The 19,346-nt window shown below is 70.3% G+C and carries 20 protein-coding genes; 11 read left to right on the top strand and 9 right to left on the bottom strand.

Annotated features, from left to right (window positions below):
• The first annotated feature begins 94 nt into the window (after positions 1–94).
• The 5 genes from OG570_RS16600 (at position 95) to OG570_RS16580 (ending at position 8,145) form a co-directional block, all read left to right on the top strand.
• Positions 95–1,330: an ROK family transcriptional regulator gene (locus OG570_RS16600; RefSeq protein ID WP_326944607.1), complete on the top strand. Its 1,236-nt coding sequence runs from the start codon at positions 95–97 to the stop codon at positions 1,328–1,330.
• Between the two features lie 1,211 nt (positions 1,331–2,541).
• Positions 2,542–3,774: a family 16 glycosylhydrolase gene (locus tag OG570_RS16595; RefSeq protein ID WP_326957449.1), complete on the top strand. Its 1,233-nt coding sequence runs from the start codon at positions 2,542–2,544 to the stop codon at positions 3,772–3,774.
• Positions 3,775–3,878: 104 nt separating this feature from the next.
• Entirely contained in the window at positions 3,879–4,922 is a 1,044-nt protein-coding gene (locus tag OG570_RS16590) for a ricin-type beta-trefoil lectin domain protein (protein ID WP_326957447.1), read from the top strand.
• Positions 4,919–6,784 carry a ricin-type beta-trefoil lectin domain protein gene (locus OG570_RS16585; protein WP_326957445.1) on the top strand — a complete coding sequence of 622 codons (1,866 nt, stop codon included), beginning with the start codon at positions 4,919–4,921 and terminating at the stop codon, positions 6,782–6,784. Before OG570_RS16590 ends, OG570_RS16585 begins: the two co-directional genes overlap by 4 nt.
• On the top strand, positions 6,781–8,145 hold the full coding sequence (locus OG570_RS16580) for a ricin-type beta-trefoil lectin domain protein (RefSeq protein WP_326957443.1): 1,365 nt from the start codon (positions 6,781–6,783) through the stop codon (positions 8,143–8,145). Before OG570_RS16585 ends, OG570_RS16580 begins: the two co-directional genes overlap by 4 nt.
• A gap of 262 nt (positions 8,146–8,407) precedes the next feature.
• Here the strand turns inward: OG570_RS16580 and OG570_RS16575 are convergent, their stop codons facing one another.
• Positions 8,408–9,139, bottom strand: coding sequence for a GntR family transcriptional regulator (locus OG570_RS16575; RefSeq protein WP_326960046.1), 732 nt, complete (start codon positions 9,137–9,139; stop codon positions 8,408–8,410).
• 117 nt (positions 9,140–9,256) lie between these two features.
• Here OG570_RS16575 and OG570_RS16570 point away from each other — a divergent pair, with 117 nt between their 5' ends.
• Genes OG570_RS16570 through OG570_RS16550 form a run of 5 tightly spaced genes read left to right on the top strand, consistent with a single transcriptional unit; the run spans position 9,257 to position 13,504 of the window.
• The gene (locus OG570_RS16570) at positions 9,257–10,498 is read left to right on the top strand and encodes an MFS transporter (RefSeq protein ID WP_326957441.1); all 1,242 of its coding nucleotides are present in this window, start codon (positions 9,257–9,259) and stop codon (positions 10,496–10,498) included.
• Positions 10,499–10,508: 10 nt separating this feature from the next.
• Positions 10,509–11,303, top strand: coding sequence for a putative hydro-lyase (locus OG570_RS16565; RefSeq protein WP_326957440.1), 795 nt, complete (start codon positions 10,509–10,511; stop codon positions 11,301–11,303).
• Position 11,304: 1 nt separating this feature from the next.
• Positions 11,305–12,057, top strand: coding sequence for a LamB/YcsF family protein (locus tag OG570_RS16560; protein WP_326944615.1), 753 nt, complete (start codon positions 11,305–11,307; stop codon positions 12,055–12,057).
• Positions 12,054–12,662, top strand: coding sequence for a 5-oxoprolinase subunit B family protein (locus OG570_RS16555; protein ID WP_326957438.1), 609 nt, complete (start codon positions 12,054–12,056; stop codon positions 12,660–12,662). The genes OG570_RS16560 and OG570_RS16555 overlap by 4 nt, the downstream gene beginning before the upstream one ends.
• A complete protein-coding gene (locus OG570_RS16550) occupies positions 12,659–13,504 on the top strand; it encodes a biotin-dependent carboxyltransferase family protein (RefSeq protein WP_326957436.1) in 846 nt (281 codons plus the stop codon). Before OG570_RS16555 ends, OG570_RS16550 begins: the two co-directional genes overlap by 4 nt.
• A 32-nt stretch (positions 13,505–13,536) precedes the next feature.
• Here OG570_RS16550 and OG570_RS16545 read toward each other — a convergent pair whose 3' ends face one another.
• Both OG570_RS16545 and OG570_RS16540 read right to left on the bottom strand, forming a co-directional pair.
• Complete coding sequence (locus OG570_RS16545) at positions 13,537–13,767, bottom strand: hypothetical protein (protein ID WP_326957433.1); 231 nt, start codon at positions 13,765–13,767, stop codon at positions 13,537–13,539.
• Positions 13,760–14,116, bottom strand: a complete 357-nt coding sequence (locus tag OG570_RS16540; protein WP_326957431.1) for a hypothetical protein — start codon at positions 14,114–14,116, stop codon at positions 13,760–13,762. Before OG570_RS16540 ends, OG570_RS16545 begins: the two co-directional genes overlap by 8 nt.
• An 88-nt stretch (positions 14,117–14,204) precedes the next feature.
• Here OG570_RS16540 and OG570_RS16535 point away from each other — a divergent pair, with 88 nt between their 5' ends.
• Positions 14,205–14,777 carry an ArsR/SmtB family transcription factor gene (locus OG570_RS16535; protein ID WP_326957429.1) on the top strand — a complete coding sequence of 191 codons (573 nt, stop codon included), beginning with the start codon at positions 14,205–14,207 and terminating at the stop codon, positions 14,775–14,777.
• Here OG570_RS16535 and OG570_RS16530 read toward each other — a convergent pair.
• The 6 genes from OG570_RS16530 to OG570_RS16505 all read right to left on the bottom strand — a co-directional run bounded on the left by OG570_RS16530 (position 14,774) and on the right by OG570_RS16505 (position 19,316).
• Complete coding sequence (locus OG570_RS16530) at positions 14,774–15,400, bottom strand: alpha-ketoglutarate-dependent dioxygenase AlkB family protein (protein ID WP_247058276.1); 627 nt, start codon at positions 15,398–15,400, stop codon at positions 14,774–14,776. The two genes, OG570_RS16535 and OG570_RS16530, sit on opposite strands and share 4 nt — an antisense overlap.
• A gap of 54 nt (positions 15,401–15,454) precedes the next feature.
• Positions 15,455–16,513, bottom strand: coding sequence for a zinc-binding dehydrogenase (locus OG570_RS16525; protein WP_326957426.1), 1,059 nt, complete (start codon positions 16,511–16,513; stop codon positions 15,455–15,457).
• A 51-nt stretch (positions 16,514–16,564) separates the two neighbouring features.
• On the bottom strand, positions 16,565–16,909 hold the full coding sequence (locus OG570_RS16520; RefSeq protein ID WP_326944623.1) for a transcriptional regulator: 345 nt from the start codon (positions 16,907–16,909) through the stop codon (positions 16,565–16,567).
• Between the two features lie 72 nt (positions 16,910–16,981).
• Positions 16,982–17,815, bottom strand: a complete 834-nt coding sequence (locus OG570_RS16515) for an LLM class flavin-dependent oxidoreductase (protein WP_326944624.1) — start codon at positions 17,813–17,815, stop codon at positions 16,982–16,984.
• Positions 17,816–18,152: 337 nt separating this feature from the next.
• Positions 18,153–18,836 carry a metal-dependent transcriptional regulator gene (locus tag OG570_RS16510; RefSeq protein ID WP_247058286.1) on the bottom strand — a complete coding sequence of 228 codons (684 nt, stop codon included), beginning with the start codon at positions 18,834–18,836 and terminating at the stop codon, positions 18,153–18,155.
• Positions 18,837–18,875: 39 nt separating this feature from the next.
• Complete coding sequence (locus OG570_RS16505) at positions 18,876–19,316, bottom strand: GNAT family N-acetyltransferase (RefSeq protein ID WP_326957424.1); 441 nt, start codon at positions 19,314–19,316, stop codon at positions 18,876–18,878.
• Positions 19,317–19,346: the final 30 nt, after the last annotated feature.

The following is a 19,346-nucleotide window of genomic DNA, read 5'->3' as shown; positions in this document are numbered from 1 at the left end:
AGTTCGGGACTTAGTTCACCAGTTAATACATGGCCACAACTTAGGGTGATCAGGCATCCTGTCAGTAGCCGGTAAGAGTTCAGATGGGTTGCCCATGGCGAGCAAGCGCACCACCGTCCGCGATCTGCGGCGGCACAATCGTTCCCTGCTGCTGTCGAAACTCTACTTCGACGGCCCGCTGTCGCGGCACGAGCTCAGCCAGCTGACCGGACTGAGTGCCGCCACGGTCAGCAACGTCACCGCCGAACTGGGCGAGGAACGGCTCATCACCGAAGCGGGCCAGGTGGAATCGGACGGCGGCCGCCCGCGCGTGCTGCTGCGCGTCGACCCGGCGTACGGCCACGTCGTCGGCGTCGACATCGGCGAGACCGGCGTCAAGATCGAGTTGTTCGACCTGGCGATGAACCGCCTCGCGACGGTCGACCACCCGCTCCCGGCGGCCCCGGACCCGGCGACCGCGGTCGAGCAGGTGACGTCCGGGCTGCGCGAGGTGTTCGCCAGCGCGGGCATCGGGGACTCAGCCGTCCTCGGCGTCGGCATCGGCGTCCCGGGCACGGTCGAGCAGGGCGAGCGGGTGCTGGTGCACGCGCCGACGGTCGGCTGGGACGCCGTCCCGCTCACGGACCTGCTGCGCGACGCCGGGGTGACGCTGCCGCTGTTCGTCGACAACGGCGCGAAGACCCAGGGCCAGGCGGAGATGTGGTTCGGCGCGGGCCGCGGCGCGAAGCACGCGGTGATAGCGCTGATCGGCTCGGGAGTAGGCGCGGCGGTGGTAGCGGACGGCTCGACGTACCGCGGCTCGACGAGCAGCGCGGGCGAGTGGGGCCACACGACGATCGCGTACGGCGGCGCACAATGCCGCTGCGGCGCACACGGCTGCCTGGAGGCGTACATCGGCGCGGAGGGCGTGCTGACGCGGTATCGGAAGGCGCGCGGCAAGGACATCCCGGGAGCGGACGAGCAGGCGCAGTTCTCGGCGTTGCTGGAGGCGGCCCCGAAGTCGAAAACGGCGGCGAGAGTCCTGGACGACACGGCGGGCTACCTGGGCGCGGGCATCGCGAACTTGATCAACTTGTTCAACCCGGAGCGCATAGTGATCGGCGGCTGGGCGGGCTTGGCCCTGGGCGAGCAGCTCCTGCCGCGCATTCGTGAGGCCGCGGGCGAGCACGCCCTACGGCACCCGTTCAGCCAGACGTCGATCCAGCTGGGGTCTCTCGGTCTGGACGCGGTAGCGACGGGAGCGGCGACGCTACCGGTGGCGGACCTGCTGGAGCAGGGAGCGACGTCCCGGCTGGCCAAGCCAGGAGCATCAAACTCCGACGCGGCCTGAGGCCCGCTGGGCTGGCCCGGCTGGGCTGACTCGGCCTGAGCTGGGCTGGCTCGGCCAGGCTGGGAACGACGCGGCCTGAGGCTGGGCTGGGCCGCGGCTGTCCAGCTCTGCCAGGCCGGAAGGCTGGCTCGGCCTGGGGCCGGCCCTGCCGGGCCGAGAGGCCGGCCGGGCCGGGCCGCTGCTGGCAACTGGCCGCCGACTCCGCCAGCCAGGTTCTCGCGGCGGCTTTGCGCAGCGTCTTCCCGAGTAGCGCCCGCCTTCCGAGCAACGCCCGCCCGCCCGAGCAGCGGCCGCTGGCTCCGCAGCCAGGTTCTCGCGACGGCTTCGCGCAGCGCCCACCCGAACAGCGCCCACCCGAACAGCGCCCACCCGAACAGCGCCCACCCGAACAGCGCCCACCCGAACAGCGCCCACCCGAACAGCGCCCACCCGAACAGCGCCCACCCGAACAGCGCCCACCCGAACAGCGCCCACCCTCCCAGGGGGTCCATCCCCGCACCAGCGTATCGGCGCCGACCGACAAAAGGCCGCGGAAGACCGGGGCAGGCGCCCACTTGTCCACAACTCGGCAGGGCTGTGGATGCCCCTGATCGGGCCGTCGCCACAGCTGGACTTCCGAACACCGAGCCCAACCGCGTCCACCACCGCACAGTCCCGCAGCCCCAGAGCGGCGCCCGCCCGAGCAGCGCCCGCCACCTGAGCGGCGCCCACCCACCCGAACAGCGTCCACCACCGCACCGGCGGCGGCCCCAGAGCGGCGCCCACCCTCCCCAAGGGGGTCCATCCCCGCTCCAGCGTATCGACCCCACCCGACAACCCCCAGCGAAAGCTCCAGCAACAGCACCCCCCATCCACAACCCGACAACCCTGTGGACAACCGCCATGCCCCGCTGAGCGGGAACCCGGCTTCCGCAGCTCAGCCGCACCTCGAGCCGCCCACACCCGTCAGCAACCCACCCTTAATTCGGGTTGAAAAAAAATGACGGTCCGACTGTTGCCCGACTTGTCTGGACCATGCATACTTTGTTGCCAGGCACAACAAAGCCCTGTAGAACCCTTCGTCGCCCGCGATCCACCCGCCCTGGACCGCGGACGGCACCGCGATGCCCGGTCACGCCTGCCGCCGCCCCGGCATGCACGGCCACCCTCCCCTCCCCGCGTTCCGTGCTGCGCGCGGAACGCCGGTCCCCACGGTGAGAGAGGCGACAAAGATGTCCACCTCGAAATTCCGCAAGTTGCGAAGAGCAGCGGCGCTACTGGCCGTCGGCTCGCTGCTCGTCCTCGGGCAGCAAGCACTGACCGCCCCCGCCGCCGAAGCCGCGGCCACCTTCACCGACGACTTCAACGGCCCCGCCGGGTCCGCCGTCGACGGCTCCAAGTGGCAGCTCGAAACCGGCGACAACGTCAACAACCACGAACGCCAGTACTACACCTCCGGCACGAACAACGCCCAGCTCGACGGCCAGGGCCACCTCGTGATCACGGCCAAGAAGGAAAACCCCGGCAACTACAACTGCTGGTACGGCCGCTGCGAGTACACCTCCGCGCGGATGAACACCTCCGGCAAGTTCAGCCAGGCCTACGGCCACTTCGAGACGCGCATGAAGCTGCCGCGCGGGCAGGGCATGTGGCCGGCGTTCTGGATGCTCGGCGGCGGCAACTGGCCGACCGACGGCGAGATCGACGTCATGGAGAACGTCGGCTTCGAGCCGAACACCGTGCACGGCACCATCCACGGCCCGGGTTACTCCGGCTCCGGCGGCATCGGCGCGGCCTACAACGGCCCCAACTTCTCCGACGACTTCCACACCTACGCCGTCGACTGGGCGCCCAACCAGATCAAGTGGTACGTCGACGGCAACCTCTACCAGACGCGCACGCCGTCCGACCTGAACGGCAACCGCTGGGTCTACGACCACAACTTCTTCATCATCCTGAACCTCGCCGTCGGCGGGTACTGGCCGGGTGACCCCAACAGCAGCACGACGTTCCCGCAGCAGCTGGTCGTCGACTACGTCCACGTCACCAACGACACCGGCGGCGGCACCACCCCGCCGTCCGGGCGCACCGGGCGGATCACCGGCATCGGCGGCAAGTGCGTCGACGTCGCGGGCGCCAGCACCGCCAACCTCACGCCGATCCAGATCACCGACTGCAACGGCAACGCCGCGCAGAACTGGACCATCGGCACCGACGGCACGATCCGCGCCCTCGGCAAGTGCATGGACGTCAACGCCGCCGGCACCGCCGACGGGACAGCGGTCCAGCTCTACGACTGCAACGGCACCGCCGCCCAGAAGTGGGCGATCAGCGGGGCCAAGGACATCGTGAACCCCCAGGCGAACAAATGCCTCGACGCCACCGGCAATTCGAGTGCGAACGGCACCCGCCTGCAGATCTGGACCTGCGGCGGCGGCGCGAACCAGAAGTGGACCACTCCCTGATCCGGTCCCCCTCGTGAGTGCGTAACAGTGTTCTAACACTGTTACGCACTCACGACCCCTTACCCCACAGGAGAATCCAAGTGCGGCGATTCCTCGTCGCGCTAATGGGGTGTGCCCTGTTAGCGCTTTCTTTCCTGACGTCCACCTCCGCGCAAGCGGCGGTCGAGGCGGGTCCGTCCGCGAGCCAGCTGCTCGCGAAAACGACGTCCTGCCAGCAGATCTCGAACGGCAAGTACTCCTTCGACGAAGGCGGCGCGGCGACCGTGCCCGTCTGCCAGGCCAACGGCGCGGTGTTCTTCAAGGCCGACATGGACATCGACTGCGACGGCGTCCGTACCACGCAGTGCAACGAGCAGACCGACTGCTGCTTCTACCCGGACACCGCGTTCCACACCTCGACCGACCAGCCGCTCAACGCGGCCCAGCTGCCCTACATCGTGCTGCCGCAGCCGACGTCCACATGGGACTACCGCAACTACGGCATCGACGGCGGTTCGGCCGTGGCGGTGATCTACAACAACCAGGTCACCTACGCCGTGGTCGGCGACACCGGGCCGACGAGCATCATCGGTGAGGCGTCCTACGCCACCGCGGTCAACCTCGGCATCAACCCCGACCCGAGCAACGGCGGCACCGAAGGTCCGGTGACGTACATCGTGTTCCCGAACACGCACGTCAACCCGATCGAGAACCACAACAACGCCACCAGTCTCGGCGAGCAGGTCGCGACGCAGTTCGCCGGCGGCACCACCACCCCGCCGCCCGCCGGCGGCGGGCAGATCACCGGCGTCGGCGGCAAGTGCGTCGACGTCAACGCGGCGAGCACCGCCAACGGCGCCGCCGTCCAGCTCTACGACTGCAACGGCACCACTGCTCAACAGTGGACGGTCGGTTCCGACGGCACGATCCGCGCGCTCGGCAAGTGCCTCGACGTCACCAGCGCGGGCACGGCCAACGGCACCACCGTCCAGCTGTGGGACTGCAACGGCAGCAACGCCCAGAAGTGGTCGGCGAACGGCTCGCAGAACCTCGTCAACGCGGGCTCCGGCAAGTGTCTCGACGCCACCGGCAACAGCTCGGCCAACGGCACCCGGCTCCAGATCTGGACCTGCGGGTCCGGCGCGAACCAGAAGTGGACGCTCCCATGAGAAAACGCTCTCTCCTTTCCCTGCTGGGCGTGACCGCGCTCGCCGCGGCCGCCTTCGCCGTGCCCGCGCAGGCCGCGGGCGAAGCCGTGAACGTCTGGCTCACCACGACCGACGACGCCAAGGGCGTCAACGTCACCCGTGGCCTGCAGCAGCAGACGCCGATCAGCTTCACCGCGGGCACCGGCACCGGCGGCCAGACCATCAACGTCAACGAAAACACCACCTACCAGCAGTTCGAGGGCGCCGGCGCGTCGTTCACCGACTCCGCCGCGTGGCTGCTCAACTCGAGCAACCTGCTCAGCGCCAGCACCCGCAACTCGGTGATGCAGAAGCTGTTCGACCCCAACGCGGGCATCGGCATCAGCTTCCTGCGCAACCCGATCGGCGCGTCGGACATCGCGCGCAACAGCTACACGTTCGACGACGTGCCCGCCGGGCAGACCGACCCGAACCTGGCGAAGTTCTCCATCGTGCACGACCAGGCGGACGTGCTGCCGCTGACCAAGCAGGCGCTGCAGCTCAACCCGCAGATCAAGGTCATGGCCTCGCCGTGGAGCGCGCCGCCGTGGATGAAGGACAACGACAGCTACCTGCTCGGCTGGGTCGAGTCGCAGTTCTACCCGGCCTACGCGCAGTACTTCGTCAAGTACGTCCAGGCCTACCAGGCCGCCGGCGTGCCGATCAACTACCTGACCGTCCAAAATGAACCGACGTGCTGCGCGAGCTACCCGTCGACCAACTGGAACGGCGCGGGCCTGGCGTACTTCACCAAGACCAACCTGCTGCCCGCGCTGCACAGCGCCGGACTGTCCACAAAGGTCCTCGCGCTGGACTGGAACTGGGACCAGTACCAGTCCTTCGCGGCGCCCACAATGGACGACGCCGCCATCCGCAACGACCCGAACTTCGGCGGCATGGCGTGGCACGGTTACGGCGGCAACGTCTCGCAGCAGACGACCGTGCACAACCAGTACCCGAGCGTCAACGCGTACTCGACCGAGCACTCGGGCGGCACCTGGGTGTCGAACCAGCAGGCCGAGGACATGACGAACATCGTCGACTACACGCGCAACTGGAGCCGCACGGTCACCAAGTGGAGCCTGGCGATGGACCAGGCGCACAACCCGCACAACGGCGGTTGTGACACCTGCACCGGCCTGGTGACCGTCCACAACGGAGACGGGCGCAACGGCCAGGTCGACTACACCGTCGAGTACTACACGATGGGTCACCTGACGAAGTTCGTGAAGCCCGGCGCGGTCCGGATCGACTCGAACGACAACTCGACCGTCCGCAACGTCGCCTGGAAGAACCCGGACGGCTCGAAGGCGCTGATCGCGTACAACACCAGCACCGGCAACCAGAGCGTCCGGGTGAACTGGGGCAACTCGTCGTTCACCTACAACCTGCCCGGCCACACGTCGGCGACGTTCACCTGGGCGGGCAACCAGGGCACCGGCGGCGGTGGCGGCACCGGCAAGACCGGGCCGATCACCGGCCTCGGCGGCAAGTGCCTGGACGTCGCGAGCGGCAGCAGCGCGAACGGCGCGGCCGTGCAGCTCTACGACTGCAACGGGTCGGCGGCGCAGCAGTGGACGGTCGGCACCGACGGCACGCTCCGCGCGCTGGGCAAGTGCCTCGACGTGACCGGACAGTCCACAGCGGACGGTGCCCAGCTGCAGCTGTGGGACTGCGGCGGGACGGCCAACCAGAGATGGGCGGCGACGGCGGCCAAGGACCTCGTCGGGGCGGCGTCGAACAAGTGCGTCGATGTGACCGGCAACTCGAGCGCGAACGGCACCCGGCTGCAGATCTGGACCTGCACCGGCGCCGCCAACCAGAAGTGGAACGTGCCCGCATGAAGAAACTGGCAGCATTCGGCGCGCTGGTAGCCGCGGCGTCGGCACTGGTGCTCGCACCAGGAGTCGCGCAGGCGGCGACCGGCCCGATCACCGGAATCGCCGGCAAATGCGTCGACGTCAACGCGGCGAGCACCGCCAACGGCACGGCGATCCAGCTCTACGACTGCAACGGCTCGAACGCGCAACAGTGGACGGTCGGGTCCGACGGTTCCCTGCAGGCGCTGGGCAAGTGCCTCGACGTGACCAGCGCGGGCACGGCGAACGGCGCGTTGATCCAGCTGTGGGACTGCAACGGCTCCAACGCCCAGAAGTGGACGGCCAACGCGGCGAAGAACCTCGTCAACACCGGGTCGGGCAAGTGCCTCGACGCCACCGGCAACAGCTCGGCGAACGGCACGCGGCTGCAGATCTGGACGTGCGCGAGCAGCGCCAACCAGCAGTGGACGCTCCCGAGCGGCGGCACGACCCCGCCGCCGTCCGGGCCGGGCGTGATGGCCGTCGCGCCGTACCTCTACAACGGCTGGGGCAACCCGCCGAGCCCGGCGACGATCCAGAACGCCACCGGCGTCAAGTGGTTCACGCTGGCGTTCGTGCTGTCCAACGGCTACTGCAACCCGCAGTGGGACGGCGGCCGCGCACTGACCGGCGGCGTCGACCAGAACACCATCAACACCGTGCGCGCGGGCGGCGGCGACGTCATCCCGTCGTTCGGCGGCTACTCCGGCAACAAGCTGGAGTCGTCGTGCGGCAGCGCGGGTGAGCTGGCGGCGGCGTACCAGAAGGTGATCAGCGCCTACGGCCTCAAGGCGATCGACATCGACATCGAGGCCGACGCCTACAGCAACCCGACGGTGCAGCAGCGCACGGTCGACGCGCTGAAGACGATCCGGGCGAACAACGCGGGCATCAAGCTGTACGTCACGTTCGGCACCGGGCAGTCGGGGCCGGACAACAGCCTGGTGAACCGCGCGGCCCAGTCCGGGCTCACGGTCGACGGCTGGGTCATCATGCCGTTCGACTTCGGCGGCGCCGGCCAGAACATGGGCACGCTCACGCAGCGCGCGGCGGAGGGCCTCAAGAACGTCGTCAAGTCGGCTTACGGCTACGACGACGACACGGCCTACCGGCACATGGGCATCTCGTCGATGAACGGCATCACGGACAACAGCGAGACGGTCACCCTGGCCGACTTCAACACCATCCTGGCCTACGCGAACACGCACCACCTGGCCCGGCTGACGTTCTGGTCCGCGAACCGCGACCGCCCCTGCCCGGGCGCCTACCCGAACGACGACACGTGTTCGGGCGTTTCCCAGCAGGCGTGGGACTTCACGAGGATCTTCGCCCGCTACGCCGGCTGACGCACCACCCCGAAAGTCCGTGAATGCCACATCGAGGGACATAGTGTCCGTCAATGTGGCATTCACGGACTTCGGCGTTCAGGGGTGCCGCGTGCCGTTTCGGAACTGCCGGGGGTGACCCTGGGGGTAGTCACGCCCCGGCAGCCGGGTTTCGCGGGCCGCTGGGGGTATCCGGCGGCGAAACCGCGCTGAGGTTATCCAGTCCGCGGCCCGGAAACGCCGGGCTCGGCCCGTCCGGACCGCAAGCGTGCCCGAAGACGCACTACTCGACGGCGATCGCCGCCCGGGCGGCGGCCGCGCGGTCGGCGTACGCCTCGACCAGCTGCTCCTCCGCGTCCTCCAGGTACTTCATCAGCAGCTGCTCCGCGCCCGGGCCGTCGCCCGCCTCGACGCGGTCCAGGATCTCGTGGTTGCGCGGCAGGTAGCGCTCGTGGAAGCGGCGCGGCTCGGCCATGATGTGGAACACCAGCCGCAGCTCGGCCGTGAGCCGGCCGACCAGCTCGTTGACGCGCTCGCTGCCCGACAGCGCGGCCAGCTCCTGGTGGAACCAGACGTTCGCGGTGCCGAGGTCCTTCCAGTTCCCGTTGCGGGCGGCCTCGTCGCCGATGTCGACCTTCTCCTTGATCCGCGGGAACGACGCCGGCTTCGCCGTCACGCTCCGGACCGCGGCGCACTCGATGATCTTGCGGACGCGGTAGATGTCGACGACGTCCTCGATGCTCGGGATCCGCACGAACACCCCGCGGTTGAGCTCGTGGGCGAGCAGCCGCTCGTGCGTGAGCAGCCGGAACGCCTCCCGCAGCGTGTTGCGCGAGACGCCGAGCGCGTTGCCGATGTCCTGCTCCGACAGCCGCCCGCCGGGCAGGAAGAAGCCCTCCGCGATGCGCTTGCGGAGGACGCCCGCCACCCGCTCGGCGGTGCTCTTGCGGCTGACCAGGCCGCGATCGGCCTCCAGGCCGGGAAGGTCCGGGACCACGCTGTCTTCGATGACCACGGCGACGATGGTACCCGTCACACAGGGGACGATCGAATTGCACTCTTGTGGAATTGTTGAACAATCCTTACTGTGTGAGACACGCCACGATGAGACACTGGCCTGGAGGTGCCCGACATGACTGCCACAGCAACCGAGGCCCGGCCGTTCGACTGGTTCCGCACACTGGGGAAACGCGGCCGGCTCGCCTTCGCCGGCGCGTTCGGCGGGTACGGCCTGGACTCGTTCGACTACCAGACCCTGCCCCTCGGGCTCGCCGCGATCACCGCGTACTTCGGCATTTCGAGCGGTGAAGCCGGCCTGCTCGGCACGACGACGCTGGTCGTGTCGGCCGTCGGCGGCATCGGCGCCGGCATGCTGGCCGACCGCATCGGCCGCGTCCGCACGCTCCAGATCACCATCGCGATGTACACGGTGTTCACCGTGCTCTGCGGGTTCGCGCCCAACTTCGAGACGCTGCTGATCTTCCGCGCGCTGCAGGGCCTGGGCTTCGGCGGCGAGTGGGCGGCCGGCGCGGCGCTGGTCGCGGAGTACTCCTCGGCGCGCTACCGCGGCCGGACCGTGGCGTTCGTGCAGAGCGCGTGGGCGGTCGGCTGGGGCCTGTCGGTGATCGTCTACACCGTCGTGTTCAGCCTCGCGAGCCCCGACCTGGCCTGGCGCATCATGTTCTGGACCGGCGTCATCCCGGCGCTGCTCGTGCTCTGGGTCCGCAAGAGCGTCAAGGACGCGCCCCGCGCGGAAGAACGTCTCAAGAGCGAGCGCGTCAAGGGCACGCTGGTCAAGATCTTCCACCGCGACCTCCTGCGCACGACGTTCTTCGCCGCACTGCTCGCCACCGGCGTCCAGGGCGGGTACTACACGATCTCGACGTGGCTGCCGTCGTACCTGAAGAAGACACGCGAACTGACCGTCATCGGCACCGGCGGCTACCTCGCCTTCCTGATCACCGGCGCGTTCGTCGGGTACGTCTGCGGCGGCTACCTGACGGACCTGATGGGGCGCAAGAAAACCTTCCTGACCTTCGCGATCCTGTCGGCCGGGCTGATCGTCGCGTACACCCAGATCCCCAAGGGCGCCAACGGTCTCGTGCTGGTGCTCGGCTTCCCGCTCGGCTTCTCGATGTCCGCGATCTTCAGCGGCTTCGGCGCGTACCTCGCCGAGCTGTACCCGACGACGGTGCGCGGCACCGGCCAGGGCTTCACGTACAACTTCGGCCGCGCGGTCGGCGCGATCTTCCCGACCGTCGTCGGCTTCCTCGGCGCGGGGGGCGCGATCGTGTTCGGCGCCATCGGCTACGCCATCGCCGCGCTCGCCCTGCTGGGCTTGCCCGAGACCCGAGGGATCGAACTCGTTGACTGAGGGGGAACTCATGACGACTTTCGACCAACCCGCCACCTTCACGCCGGAGCAAGCACGTTCCGCCTTCCGACGCGGCACGGCCCGCCCCACGACGGGCTGGGCCGGCGGCTTCACCCAGACGAACCTGATCGCCGTGCCGCAGGACTGGGCCTACGACGTCCTGCTGTTCTGCACCCGCAACCCGCAGGCGTGCCCGCTGCTCGACGTCACCGACCCCGGCGACCCGGGCACCAAGCTGGCCGACGGCGCGGACCTGCGCACCGACCTGCCGCGCTACCGGATCTGGCAGAACGGCGTGCTCGCCGGCGAGGTCTCCGACGCGACCGGGCTGTGGCGCAGCGACATGGTCGCCTTCTCGATCGGCTGCAGCTTCACGTTCGAGACGGCGCTGGCCGCCGAGGACATCCCGCTGCGGCACCTCGAGCAGGGCCGCAACGTCTCGATGTACCTGACGAACCGGCCGTGCGAACCGGCCGGGCGGCTCTTCGGCCCGATGGTCGTGTCGATGCGGTACCTCCCCGAGGACCGCGTCGACGACGCCATCCGCATCACCCGCGCGATGCCGGCCGTCCACGGCGCGCCGGTGCACATCGGCGACCCGCGTACCCTGGGCGTCGAAGATCTTTCGCGGCCGGACTTCGGTGATCCGGTGGACGCGGCCGACGGTGACGTCCCGGTGTTCTGGGCCTGCGGGGTCACCCCGCAGGCGGCGCTGATGGCGTCGCGGCCGCCGTACGCGATCACCCACGCGCCGGGGTACATGTTCATCACCGACCGCCACGACAGCGAATACCGGGTGGGCTGAAATGGACCTGAACAGCGACCTCGGCGAGGGTTTCGGCGCCTGGAAGATGGGCGACGACGAAGCCGTCCTCGACATCGTGACCAGCGCGAACGTCGCGTGCGGCTTCCACGCCGGCGACCCGTCGGTGATGCGGCACGTGTGCGAGCTGGCGGCCGATCGCGACGTCGCGATCGGCGCGCACGTCGGCTACCACGACCTGGCCGGGTTCGGCAGGCGCGCGCTCGACATCGCCCCGGAGGACCTGGCCAACGAGGTGCTCTACCAGATCGGCGCGCTCGACGCGTTCGCCCGCGCGGCCGGCAGCCGCGTGACGTACGTGAAGCCGCACGGCGCGTTGTACAACACCGCGGCGGCCGACCCGGAGCAGGCCGCGGCGATCGTCGAGGGCCTGCGCCGCTACGACCCGGCGCTCGCGCTGCTCTGCCTGCCGGACTCGGAAATGCAGCGGGAGGCGGAAAAGGCCGGGGTGGTGGCGTACGCCGAGGCGTTCGCCGACCGGGCCTACACCGCGGAAGGCCGTCTGGTGTCGCGCAAGCAGCCCGGCGCCGTGCTGCACGAACCCGGCGCCGTCGCCGAGCGCGCGGTGGCCATGGCGACCGGCGGCGGGGTCGTCACGGCCGACGGCGCCAAGCTCGACCTGCGCCCGGACTCCCTGTGCGTGCACGGGGACACGCCGGGCGCGGTGGAGCTGGCCCGGCGGATCCGCGACGGCCTGACCGACGCGGGTGTGCCGCTCACCGCGTTCACCGGATGACCGTCCGGCTGCTGCCGTGCGGGCGGCGCGCGGTGCTCGTGGAGGTCGACGACGTACTGGGTTATCAGGCCGCGCTGGCGCAGGCGCCGCCTCTTGGTGTCGAAGAGCTGGTTCCGGCCGCACAGACGTTGCTGGTCCGCTTCGACCCGGCGGTGACCTCCGCTGACCGGCTGGGCGCCCTGCTGCGTCGAGTGTCCCCTGTGGACAGTGGGCCTGCCGACGCGCACGAGGTGGTGATCCCGGTGGTGTACGACGGCGAAGACCTCGCCGAGGTCGCTGCCGAGACCGGATTGTCGGTCGCGGAGGTCGTGGCCCGGCACAGCGCGGGGTCGTACGTCTCGGCGTTCTGCGGGTTCGCGCCCGGGTTCGCCTACCTGTCCGGCGCGGCCCCGGAGCTGCACGTGGCCCGCCGATCGTCGCCGCGGACGCGCATCCCGGCCGGCTCGGTGGCGATCGCGGGCGAGTACAGCGCGGTGTACCCGAGCGCGTCGCCGGGCGGCTGGCGGCTGCTCGGACGGACCGAGGCGCCGGTGTGGGATGTCGAGCGCGACCCGCCGAACCTGCTGCCGCCGGGGACGCGCGTGCGCTTCCGGGAGGTTTCGTGAAGCTCGAGATCCTCCGGCCCGGGTTCGCCACGACCGTGCAGGACCTCGGCCGCCCCGGCCACGCGGCCCTCGGCGTCGGCCGTTCGGGCGCCGCCGACCGCGGCTCGTTCCGGCTGGCCAACCGGCTCGTCGGCAACCCGTCGGGGGCCGCGGGCCTGGAAGTCACGCTCGGCGGCCTGGTGCTGCGCGCGACGGCGTTGACGACGATCGCGGTGACCGGCGCGGACTGCCCTCTCACGGTGGGCGGCCGCGCTTTCGGCCGCAACGCACCGATCACGCTGCCCGCAGGTGCGGAGCTGTCCCTCGGCGTGGCGTCGGCCGGCCTGCGCTGTTACGTCGCGGTGCGCGGCGGCATCGACGTCCCACCGGTGCTGGGCTCGCGGTCGACGGACACGCTCGGCAAGCTGGGCCCGCCACCGCTCGCCGCGGGAATGCTGCTGCCGATCGGATCTCCGCCGATCGGCTTCCCCACGGTCGATCTCGCGCCTCGCGCGGCCCTGCCGGTGTCGCCGGTGCTGCGCGTGACGCCGGGCCCGCGTCGCGACTGGTTCACCGACCCGGCGCGGCTGCTGTCCACTGTGTACACGGTCTCGCCGGACTCCGACCGCGTAGGCATCCGCCTGACCGGCCCTCCGCTTTCCCGCACCCGCCACGACGAACTACCGTCGGAGCCGTGCGTGCCGGGATCACTGCAGGTACCGCCGTCGGGACAGCCGATCCTGTTCCACGCCGACCACCCCACGACGGGCGGCTACCCGGTGATCGCCGTCGTCGACGAGGAGGACCTGGACGTCGCCGCCCAGCTGCGCCCCGGCCAGACCCTCCGCTTCCGGGCCTCGTGAGTGGTAATGAGGGTTCTAACCCGAATTACCACTCACGACAAGCTGCGGCAGACCACCCAGGCCGTGACCGCGACCGCGAGCCAGATCGCCCAGGCCGCGCCCGGGGCCAGGCCGGTCGCGATGACCCCCAGAGCCATCGCGACCAGCACCGGCCAGGCCCGCCGCCGTCGCCGTGCCAGGCCGGACTCCGCCAGGTAGGCGTCGAAGGCCTCCGCGACCTGGTCGTCGATCTCGTCGCGCAGCCGCGGGCTCAGCTCAGACATGGGCCGGGACCGCCGGCCGCGGCAGGGCCACCGACAGGCACGCGAGGGCCAGCGGCACCTCCAGCCCGGCCATGAGCAGCGAGAACACGATGTCGTCGCCGGCCGTGACGACGTCGAACCAGGCGTCGGTCAGCAGCAGCGTGGCCGTGCCGATCGCGGCGAACGGCATCCGCGCGTCGCCGCGGCCGAGCAGCCAGGCCGTCGCGAGCAGGCCGAGCGCCTCCGCCGCGTCGAAGCCCGTCCACGCCAGGCTCCAGTGCTGCGCCGGATAGACGTCCGGCAGTGTCATCCCCAGTACCGCGATCCACGGCAGCAGGCACAATCCCGCCGCCCAGAAGACCTTCCGCATCGAAACCCCCGAAGTCTCGTACCCCCGGAACCCAAGGTAGCCGAATGCAGAGATTCTTTGCAAACAGTCTCTGTAGTACGCTCCGGGCATGGTCGAACGTCCCGAGCGGCGGGTCCTCACCGGCGCGGATCTCAAGGCCTTCTACAAGGCCCTGGCCAACCCTGTGCGCCGCGACATCCTGTCCTACCTGGGCGAACACGGCGAAGCGAACTCGACGAGCGTCGCGAAGGCCCTCGGCGAAAGCACCGGGACGACCAGCTACCACCTCCGCAAGCTCGCCGACCTGGACCTGATCGCGGAGATCGAGGAGCGCTCCACCGGCCGCGAGCGCTGGTGGAAGGCGCTGTCGAAGGACATCTTCACACCACCCGGCCTGGAGATGACACCGGACGAGCGCGAAGCCGCGTCGAAGCTGGGCGCGCTCAAGCTGAGCCACGACATCGGCCTGGTCACGCGGGCGTACGCGGGGTACGACAGTGCCGAGGGCTGGAACCAGATCCACCGCTCCGGGCTGCGCCTCACGAAGGACCAGATCGCGTCGTTCGTCGAGGAGTACCAGAACCTGATCTGGAGGTACGTCACCGCGCCGGGCGAGCACCCCGAGGGGTCTCGCGCGCTGGCCGTCCGGCTGGTCATGGTCCCGGAGACGGACAGCGCCTAGAACCCGGACACCCGCAGCGTGATGTTCAGCCGGCCGGTCAGGCCGAGCGCCGGGTCCGCCGTGCCCGGCAACGTCCTCGGGACGCCGTGGTAGGCGAACCGGGACGCCCCGCCGAAGACGAACAAGTCGCCCGAGTGCAGCTCGACGTCGGTGTACGGCCTGTTGCGCGACTCCGTGTTGCCGAAGCGGAAGACGCACGTGTCGCCGAGGCTGAGTGACACCACCGGGGCCGCGCTCTGCTCGTCCTTGTCCTGATGCTGGCCCATCTTCGTCTTCGCGGCGTAGAAGTTGACCAAGGCGGTGTCGGGCTCGTAGTCCTCAGCCGGTTCGCCGTACGCGTCCGCCAGCGCGCGGCGGCCGAGGTCGCCGAGCCAGTCCGGGAACGGCAGCACCGGCCGGCCGTCGTCGGTCGTGCGCGAGTAGCCGTACGGGTACCAGTGCCAGCCGAGGCAGACGGTCTTGACCGACATCACGCCGCCGTTGGGATACGTCGTGTTGCGGTAGCCGGGCCAGCCGCGGCAGGCGGCGACGAGGTCGCGCTGCGCGTCGAAATCGAGCCAGTCGGGCAGGTGCACCGCACCCGGCGCCAGTTCGGCGCGGGGTCTCGGCAGAAGAGCGTCCACTACTTCGATTGTGCCAGCGACTCCCGCCGCCGACTTCCGGCAACGTGCCGTGGATCACGCACCGAACGTCACCACGGTGACGCCCGCCCGCGCCGGCACCGGGTCGTTCATCTCGGCCAGCGCGGCCGGGACGTCGTCGAGCCCGATCCGGCGGCCGATCAGCGCGGCCAGGTCGATCCCCGACGTCTCGACGACGCGCAGCAGCTCCGGGTACTCGTGGGCCTGCAGGCCGTGGATCCCGACCAGCTCCAGCTCGCCGCCGATGACCCGGTGCATCGGGATCGGCGCGACGCCCTGCGCCGGCGGCATCAGCCCGGCCTGGACGTGCCGCCCGCGCTTGCGGAGGCTGCCCACCGACGCCGCGCAGGTCGACGGCGAGCCGAGGCAGTCGAGCGAGACGTGCGTGCCGCCGCCGGTCAGCTCGCGCACGTGCGCGGCGACGGCTTCGTGGCCGTCGAACGCCGACGCGTCGACCGTCAGCGCCGCCCCCGACTTCGCCGCCAGCTCGAGCGCGGCCGGCGAGACGTCGACCGCAACCACCTTCGCCCCGGCCGCGACGGCCAGCAGCACGGCGGAGATCCCGACGCCGCCGCAGCCGTACACCGACACCCACTGCCCGGCCGTGACCCGGCCCTGCCGCAGCACCCCGCGGAACGCCGTGCCGAACCGGCAGCCCAGCGCCGCCCCCTCGGCCGCGCCGAGCGAGTCCGGCAGCGCGACCAGGTTGACCTCGGCGTGCCCGATCGCGACGCGCTCGGCGAACGACCCCCAGTGCGTCGCGCCCGGCTGGAACTCGCGGTCGCAGATCTGCTGGTCGCCGCGGGCGCACTGGGCGCACGTGCCGCAGGCACAGACGAACGGCACGGTGACGCGCGCGCCGAGCGCCCAGCCGCGCACGCCTTCGCCGAGCGCGACGACGCGGCCGGCGAGCTCGTGGCCGGCGACGTGCGGCAGTGTCACCGCGCTGTCATGTCCCTGCCACGTGTGCCAGTCGCTGCGGCACACGCCGGTGGCGTCGACCTCGATGACGGCCCCGCCGGGCGGCGCGACCGGTTCCGGCACGTCCTGGACCAGGGGCGGGACGCCGAACTCCGCCATCACCACAGCTCGCATATCGCGAGCCTAACCGAGCCGCTCAGGTGAGCGGGTTTCCGTTGCCGTCGCTCAGTTGAGCGGCGGCGGCTGCGGGTGGAAGCGGGTCCGCGGCCGCGGTGGCCCGAGCAGTTTGCTGAGCGAACCATCGGGCACGTTGAGAATGTCCTCGAGGTTTCTCAGCGCCTCCAACGATTCCACCCGTTCGGGCCGGCACCGCCCGGACTGCCAGTGGCTGAGGGTGGCCAGGCTGACCGTGGTTCCCCTGCCGCGCAAGCGATAGCGGATCCGGTCGAGGCCGAGGCCGCGATGCCGGATCGCCGTCCGCAGTGCCACGGCGAAGGGCCCAACGGCCAGCAGCCGGTCGAGTTCCGCCTGTTCCCCCCGGTCGATCGTGTGTGTTCGCTGACCGGTCATCACATCGCTCCGAAGCACTCCCGAAACCGAAAATTGGAGCGTAGGCCTGCTTCGGCGAGATCGGAAGACCACTCACCCACCTGCGAACGCCCCGGAAGTCCTGACGTGGTCCGCGATCGCGGCGAAGGGTGCCATGTGGCCGGAGTTGACCGTGACGTAGGAAATCCCCCACCGGTCCCGCCACCGGCGGAGGTTTTCCGTGGCACGGCCCGGATCCGACGGCAGCACGGTGACCGCACCCATCGCCGCCAGCTCGGGGAGGTCGACCCCGGCGAAGCGGACCACCTGCTGGGACGGCTCGTCACCGACGGCGATCAGGTTCAGCCCGAGCTCGATCTCCGGCAGCCGCGGCCCGGCGAGCGTTCGGAATCGATCCACAATGGACTGGGCCTGGTCTTCCGTGGTCGTGGGCGCCCACGAGAAGGTGACGATGTCGGCTTCTTGCGCGGCGAGCGCCAGCATTTTCGGCCCGCTTGCGGCGAGCAGCAGCCGCGGCCGGTCGATCGATCGCTTGAGGAGCGCGATCGTTTCGGCCATCCGTGTGACGCGCTCACCCGGCGAGCCGAACTCCCGCCCGAGCACCGCGGCGTGCGCGTCGGCACCGGGCCGCCCGGCACCCAGCCCGAGCTCGAACCGGCCGCCGGTCTGCTGGTGGAGGGTTTGCGCCTGCCAGTCGAGCACCCGCGCGTCCCGGAAGGGATCGGCGAGCACGAAGGTACCGAGGGTGATCCGCTCGGTGACCGCGGCGGCGGCCCCGAGCAGCACGAACGGGTCACCCCCGGAGACGGGATCGGTGGCGAGCAGGGTGTCGAAGCCGAGTGCCTCGGCCCGCCGCGCCTGAGCGGTCCAGGCACCGAGGTCAGGGGCATAACCGGCGACGATGCCGAAGCGGAACGGAGTGGTCATGCGGCCATGATCGGCGGCACGGCGGTGTCACCACATCCGCTCCAGGACGTCACCCGGACGTACGCGCCCCGACGTCATCACAGCTCGATCACCGCCGACCCGAATACCCGCCAACCGCCGCCGTCAGAGCCCGTCTCGCAAGCCGAAACGGCTTCGCCGCCCGCGAGACGAAGCCACAAACCCCTCTTCATCGTCACGGGTGCCGCCTGAGCAACGGCTCGCAAGTCACGCTCGTGGACGAGACCGGGCAGGTCGTGGCCACCACCGAGCTGCGCGGCACCCTGTGGAAGAGCGCCGAGGAGACCGAGCGCGACGGCTTCAGCCTCACCATCGGGGGCTAGCGCAGCGTGACCGACAGGGCCTGCGCGATCTCCTTGCCGATCGCGTGGGTCGCCACCTCCGGGGGTGACCCCACCTTGACCACCATCGGTCCCCCGAACGGCTGGCGTTCCACCACCTCGATGCGTTCGCCCAGGTTGATCGCGTGTTCTGTCAGGTAGCGCAGCAGCTCCGGGTCGGTGTCCCAGACCCGGACGATCTCGCCGACCGCGCCCGGCTCCAGGTCGTCCAGGATGCGGACCGACAGTTCCTCGACGCTGCCGTCCGCGGCCGGGATCGGGTCGCCGTGGGGGTCGCGGACCGGGTTGCCCAGCTTGGCCGCGATGCGCTCGACCAGCCGGTCGGACACCGCGTGCTCCAGCGCGTCGGCCTCCGCGTGGACCTCGTCCCAGGTGTAGCCGAGCTCGGAGACCAGGTACGTCTCGATCAGCCGGTGCCGGCGCAGCACCGACCGCGCGAGCAGCCGGCCGTCGGCCGTGAGCTCGATGCCGCGGTAGGGCACGTGGGTGACCAGGCCGAGCTGGGACAGCTTCGTGACCATCCCCGACGCCGAGGACGGGCTGACCTCCAGCCGGCCGGCGAGCGAGGTGTTGGTGACGGGCTCACCGCGCTCGACCAGGCCGTAGATCACCCGGACGTAGTCCTCGACCGACGAGGATCTCCGGACCGAACCATCTCCCATGCCGCATACGATACGGGCCGCGTACTTTCGCCGTGCGCCTCACGGCCGCCAGCGGTAGCGGATCCAGCCGGGGACCGGTTCCGCGCCGAGCTGGGCGTAGAACGCCTCGCCTTTCTCGTTGCCCGCCTGCATGTCCCACTCGACGCGCCCGTCGGTGCGGGCGGCCAGCTCGGCGAGCAGCGCGCCGCCGAGGCCGTGGCGCCGCTGAGCGGGACGCACGAACAGGTCGTCCAGCCAGATCCCCGGCTTGGCTTCCCAGGTGGAGAAGTTCCAGCTGCAGAAGGCGAAGCCGGCGACCGTGCCGGGCTCGTCGGGCGGGGTCGCGATCAGCACCCAGGCCTTCGGTGCCGGCCCGAACAGGTGACCGCTCATCTCGGCGCGGTCCAGCTTGAGGTCGTGCTTGTCCTCGTAGACGGCGTGCTCCTCGATGAGCGCGCAAATCTCTTCGATGTCTTCGGCGACGGCGTCGCGGACGGGCATTTTCGCCTCCCGTTTCTGTCGGTGGTGGTC

This window comes from Amycolatopsis sp. NBC_01286 (genome assembly GCF_035982555.1).
Taxonomy (GTDB): Bacteria; Actinomycetota; Actinomycetes; order Mycobacteriales; family Pseudonocardiaceae; genus Amycolatopsis.
The sequence above is the reverse complement of the archived record's forward strand: the minus strand, read 5'-3'. Positions and strand labels throughout refer to the sequence as shown.

Bases quoted from the DNA above. Each gene is read 5' to 3' on its own strand.
- OG570_RS16580 (WP_326957443.1), top strand. From the start codon at position 6,781: ATGAAGAAACTGGCAGCATTCGGCGCGCTGGTAGCCGCGGCGTCGGCA.
- OG570_RS16595 (WP_326957449.1), top strand. From the start codon at position 2,542: ATGTCCACCTCGAAATTCCGCAAGTTGCGAAGAGCAGCGGCGCTACTG.
- OG570_RS16565 (WP_326957440.1), top strand. From the start codon at position 10,509: ATGACGACTTTCGACCAACCCGCCACCTTCACGCCGGAGCAAGCACGT.
- OG570_RS16520 (WP_326944623.1), bottom strand. From the start codon at position 16,909: ATGACCGGTCAGCGAACACACACGATCGACCGGGGGGAACAGGCGGAA.
- OG570_RS16510 (WP_247058286.1), bottom strand. From the start codon at position 18,836: ATGGGAGATGGTTCGGTCCGGAGATCCTCGTCGGTCGAGGACTACGTC.
- OG570_RS16515 (WP_326944624.1), bottom strand. From the start codon at position 17,815: ATGACCACTCCGTTCCGCTTCGGCATCGTCGCCGGTTATGCCCCTGAC.
- OG570_RS16590 (WP_326957447.1), top strand. From the start codon at position 3,879: ATGGGGTGTGCCCTGTTAGCGCTTTCTTTCCTGACGTCCACCTCCGCG.
- OG570_RS16525 (WP_326957426.1), bottom strand. From the start codon at position 16,513: ATGCGAGCTGTGGTGATGGCGGAGTTCGGCGTCCCGCCCCTGGTCCAG.
- OG570_RS16545 (WP_326957433.1), bottom strand. From the start codon at position 13,767: ATGTCTGAGCTGAGCCCGCGGCTGCGCGACGAGATCGACGACCAGGTC.
- OG570_RS16600 (WP_326944607.1), top strand. From the start codon at position 95: ATGGCGAGCAAGCGCACCACCGTCCGCGATCTGCGGCGGCACAATCGT.
- OG570_RS16560 (WP_326944615.1), top strand. From the start codon at position 11,305: ATGGACCTGAACAGCGACCTCGGCGAGGGTTTCGGCGCCTGGAAGATG.
- OG570_RS16505 (WP_326957424.1), bottom strand. From the start codon at position 19,316: ATGCCCGTCCGCGACGCCGTCGCCGAAGACATCGAAGAGATTTGCGCG.
- OG570_RS16585 (WP_326957445.1), top strand. From the start codon at position 4,919: ATGAGAAAACGCTCTCTCCTTTCCCTGCTGGGCGTGACCGCGCTCGCC.
- OG570_RS16535 (WP_326957429.1), top strand. From the start codon at position 14,205: ATGGTCGAACGTCCCGAGCGGCGGGTCCTCACCGGCGCGGATCTCAAG.
- OG570_RS16570 (WP_326957441.1), top strand. From the start codon at position 9,257: ATGACTGCCACAGCAACCGAGGCCCGGCCGTTCGACTGGTTCCGCACA.
- OG570_RS16540 (WP_326957431.1), bottom strand. From the start codon at position 14,116: ATGCGGAAGGTCTTCTGGGCGGCGGGATTGTGCCTGCTGCCGTGGATC.
- OG570_RS16555 (WP_326957438.1), top strand. From the start codon at position 12,054: ATGACCGTCCGGCTGCTGCCGTGCGGGCGGCGCGCGGTGCTCGTGGAG.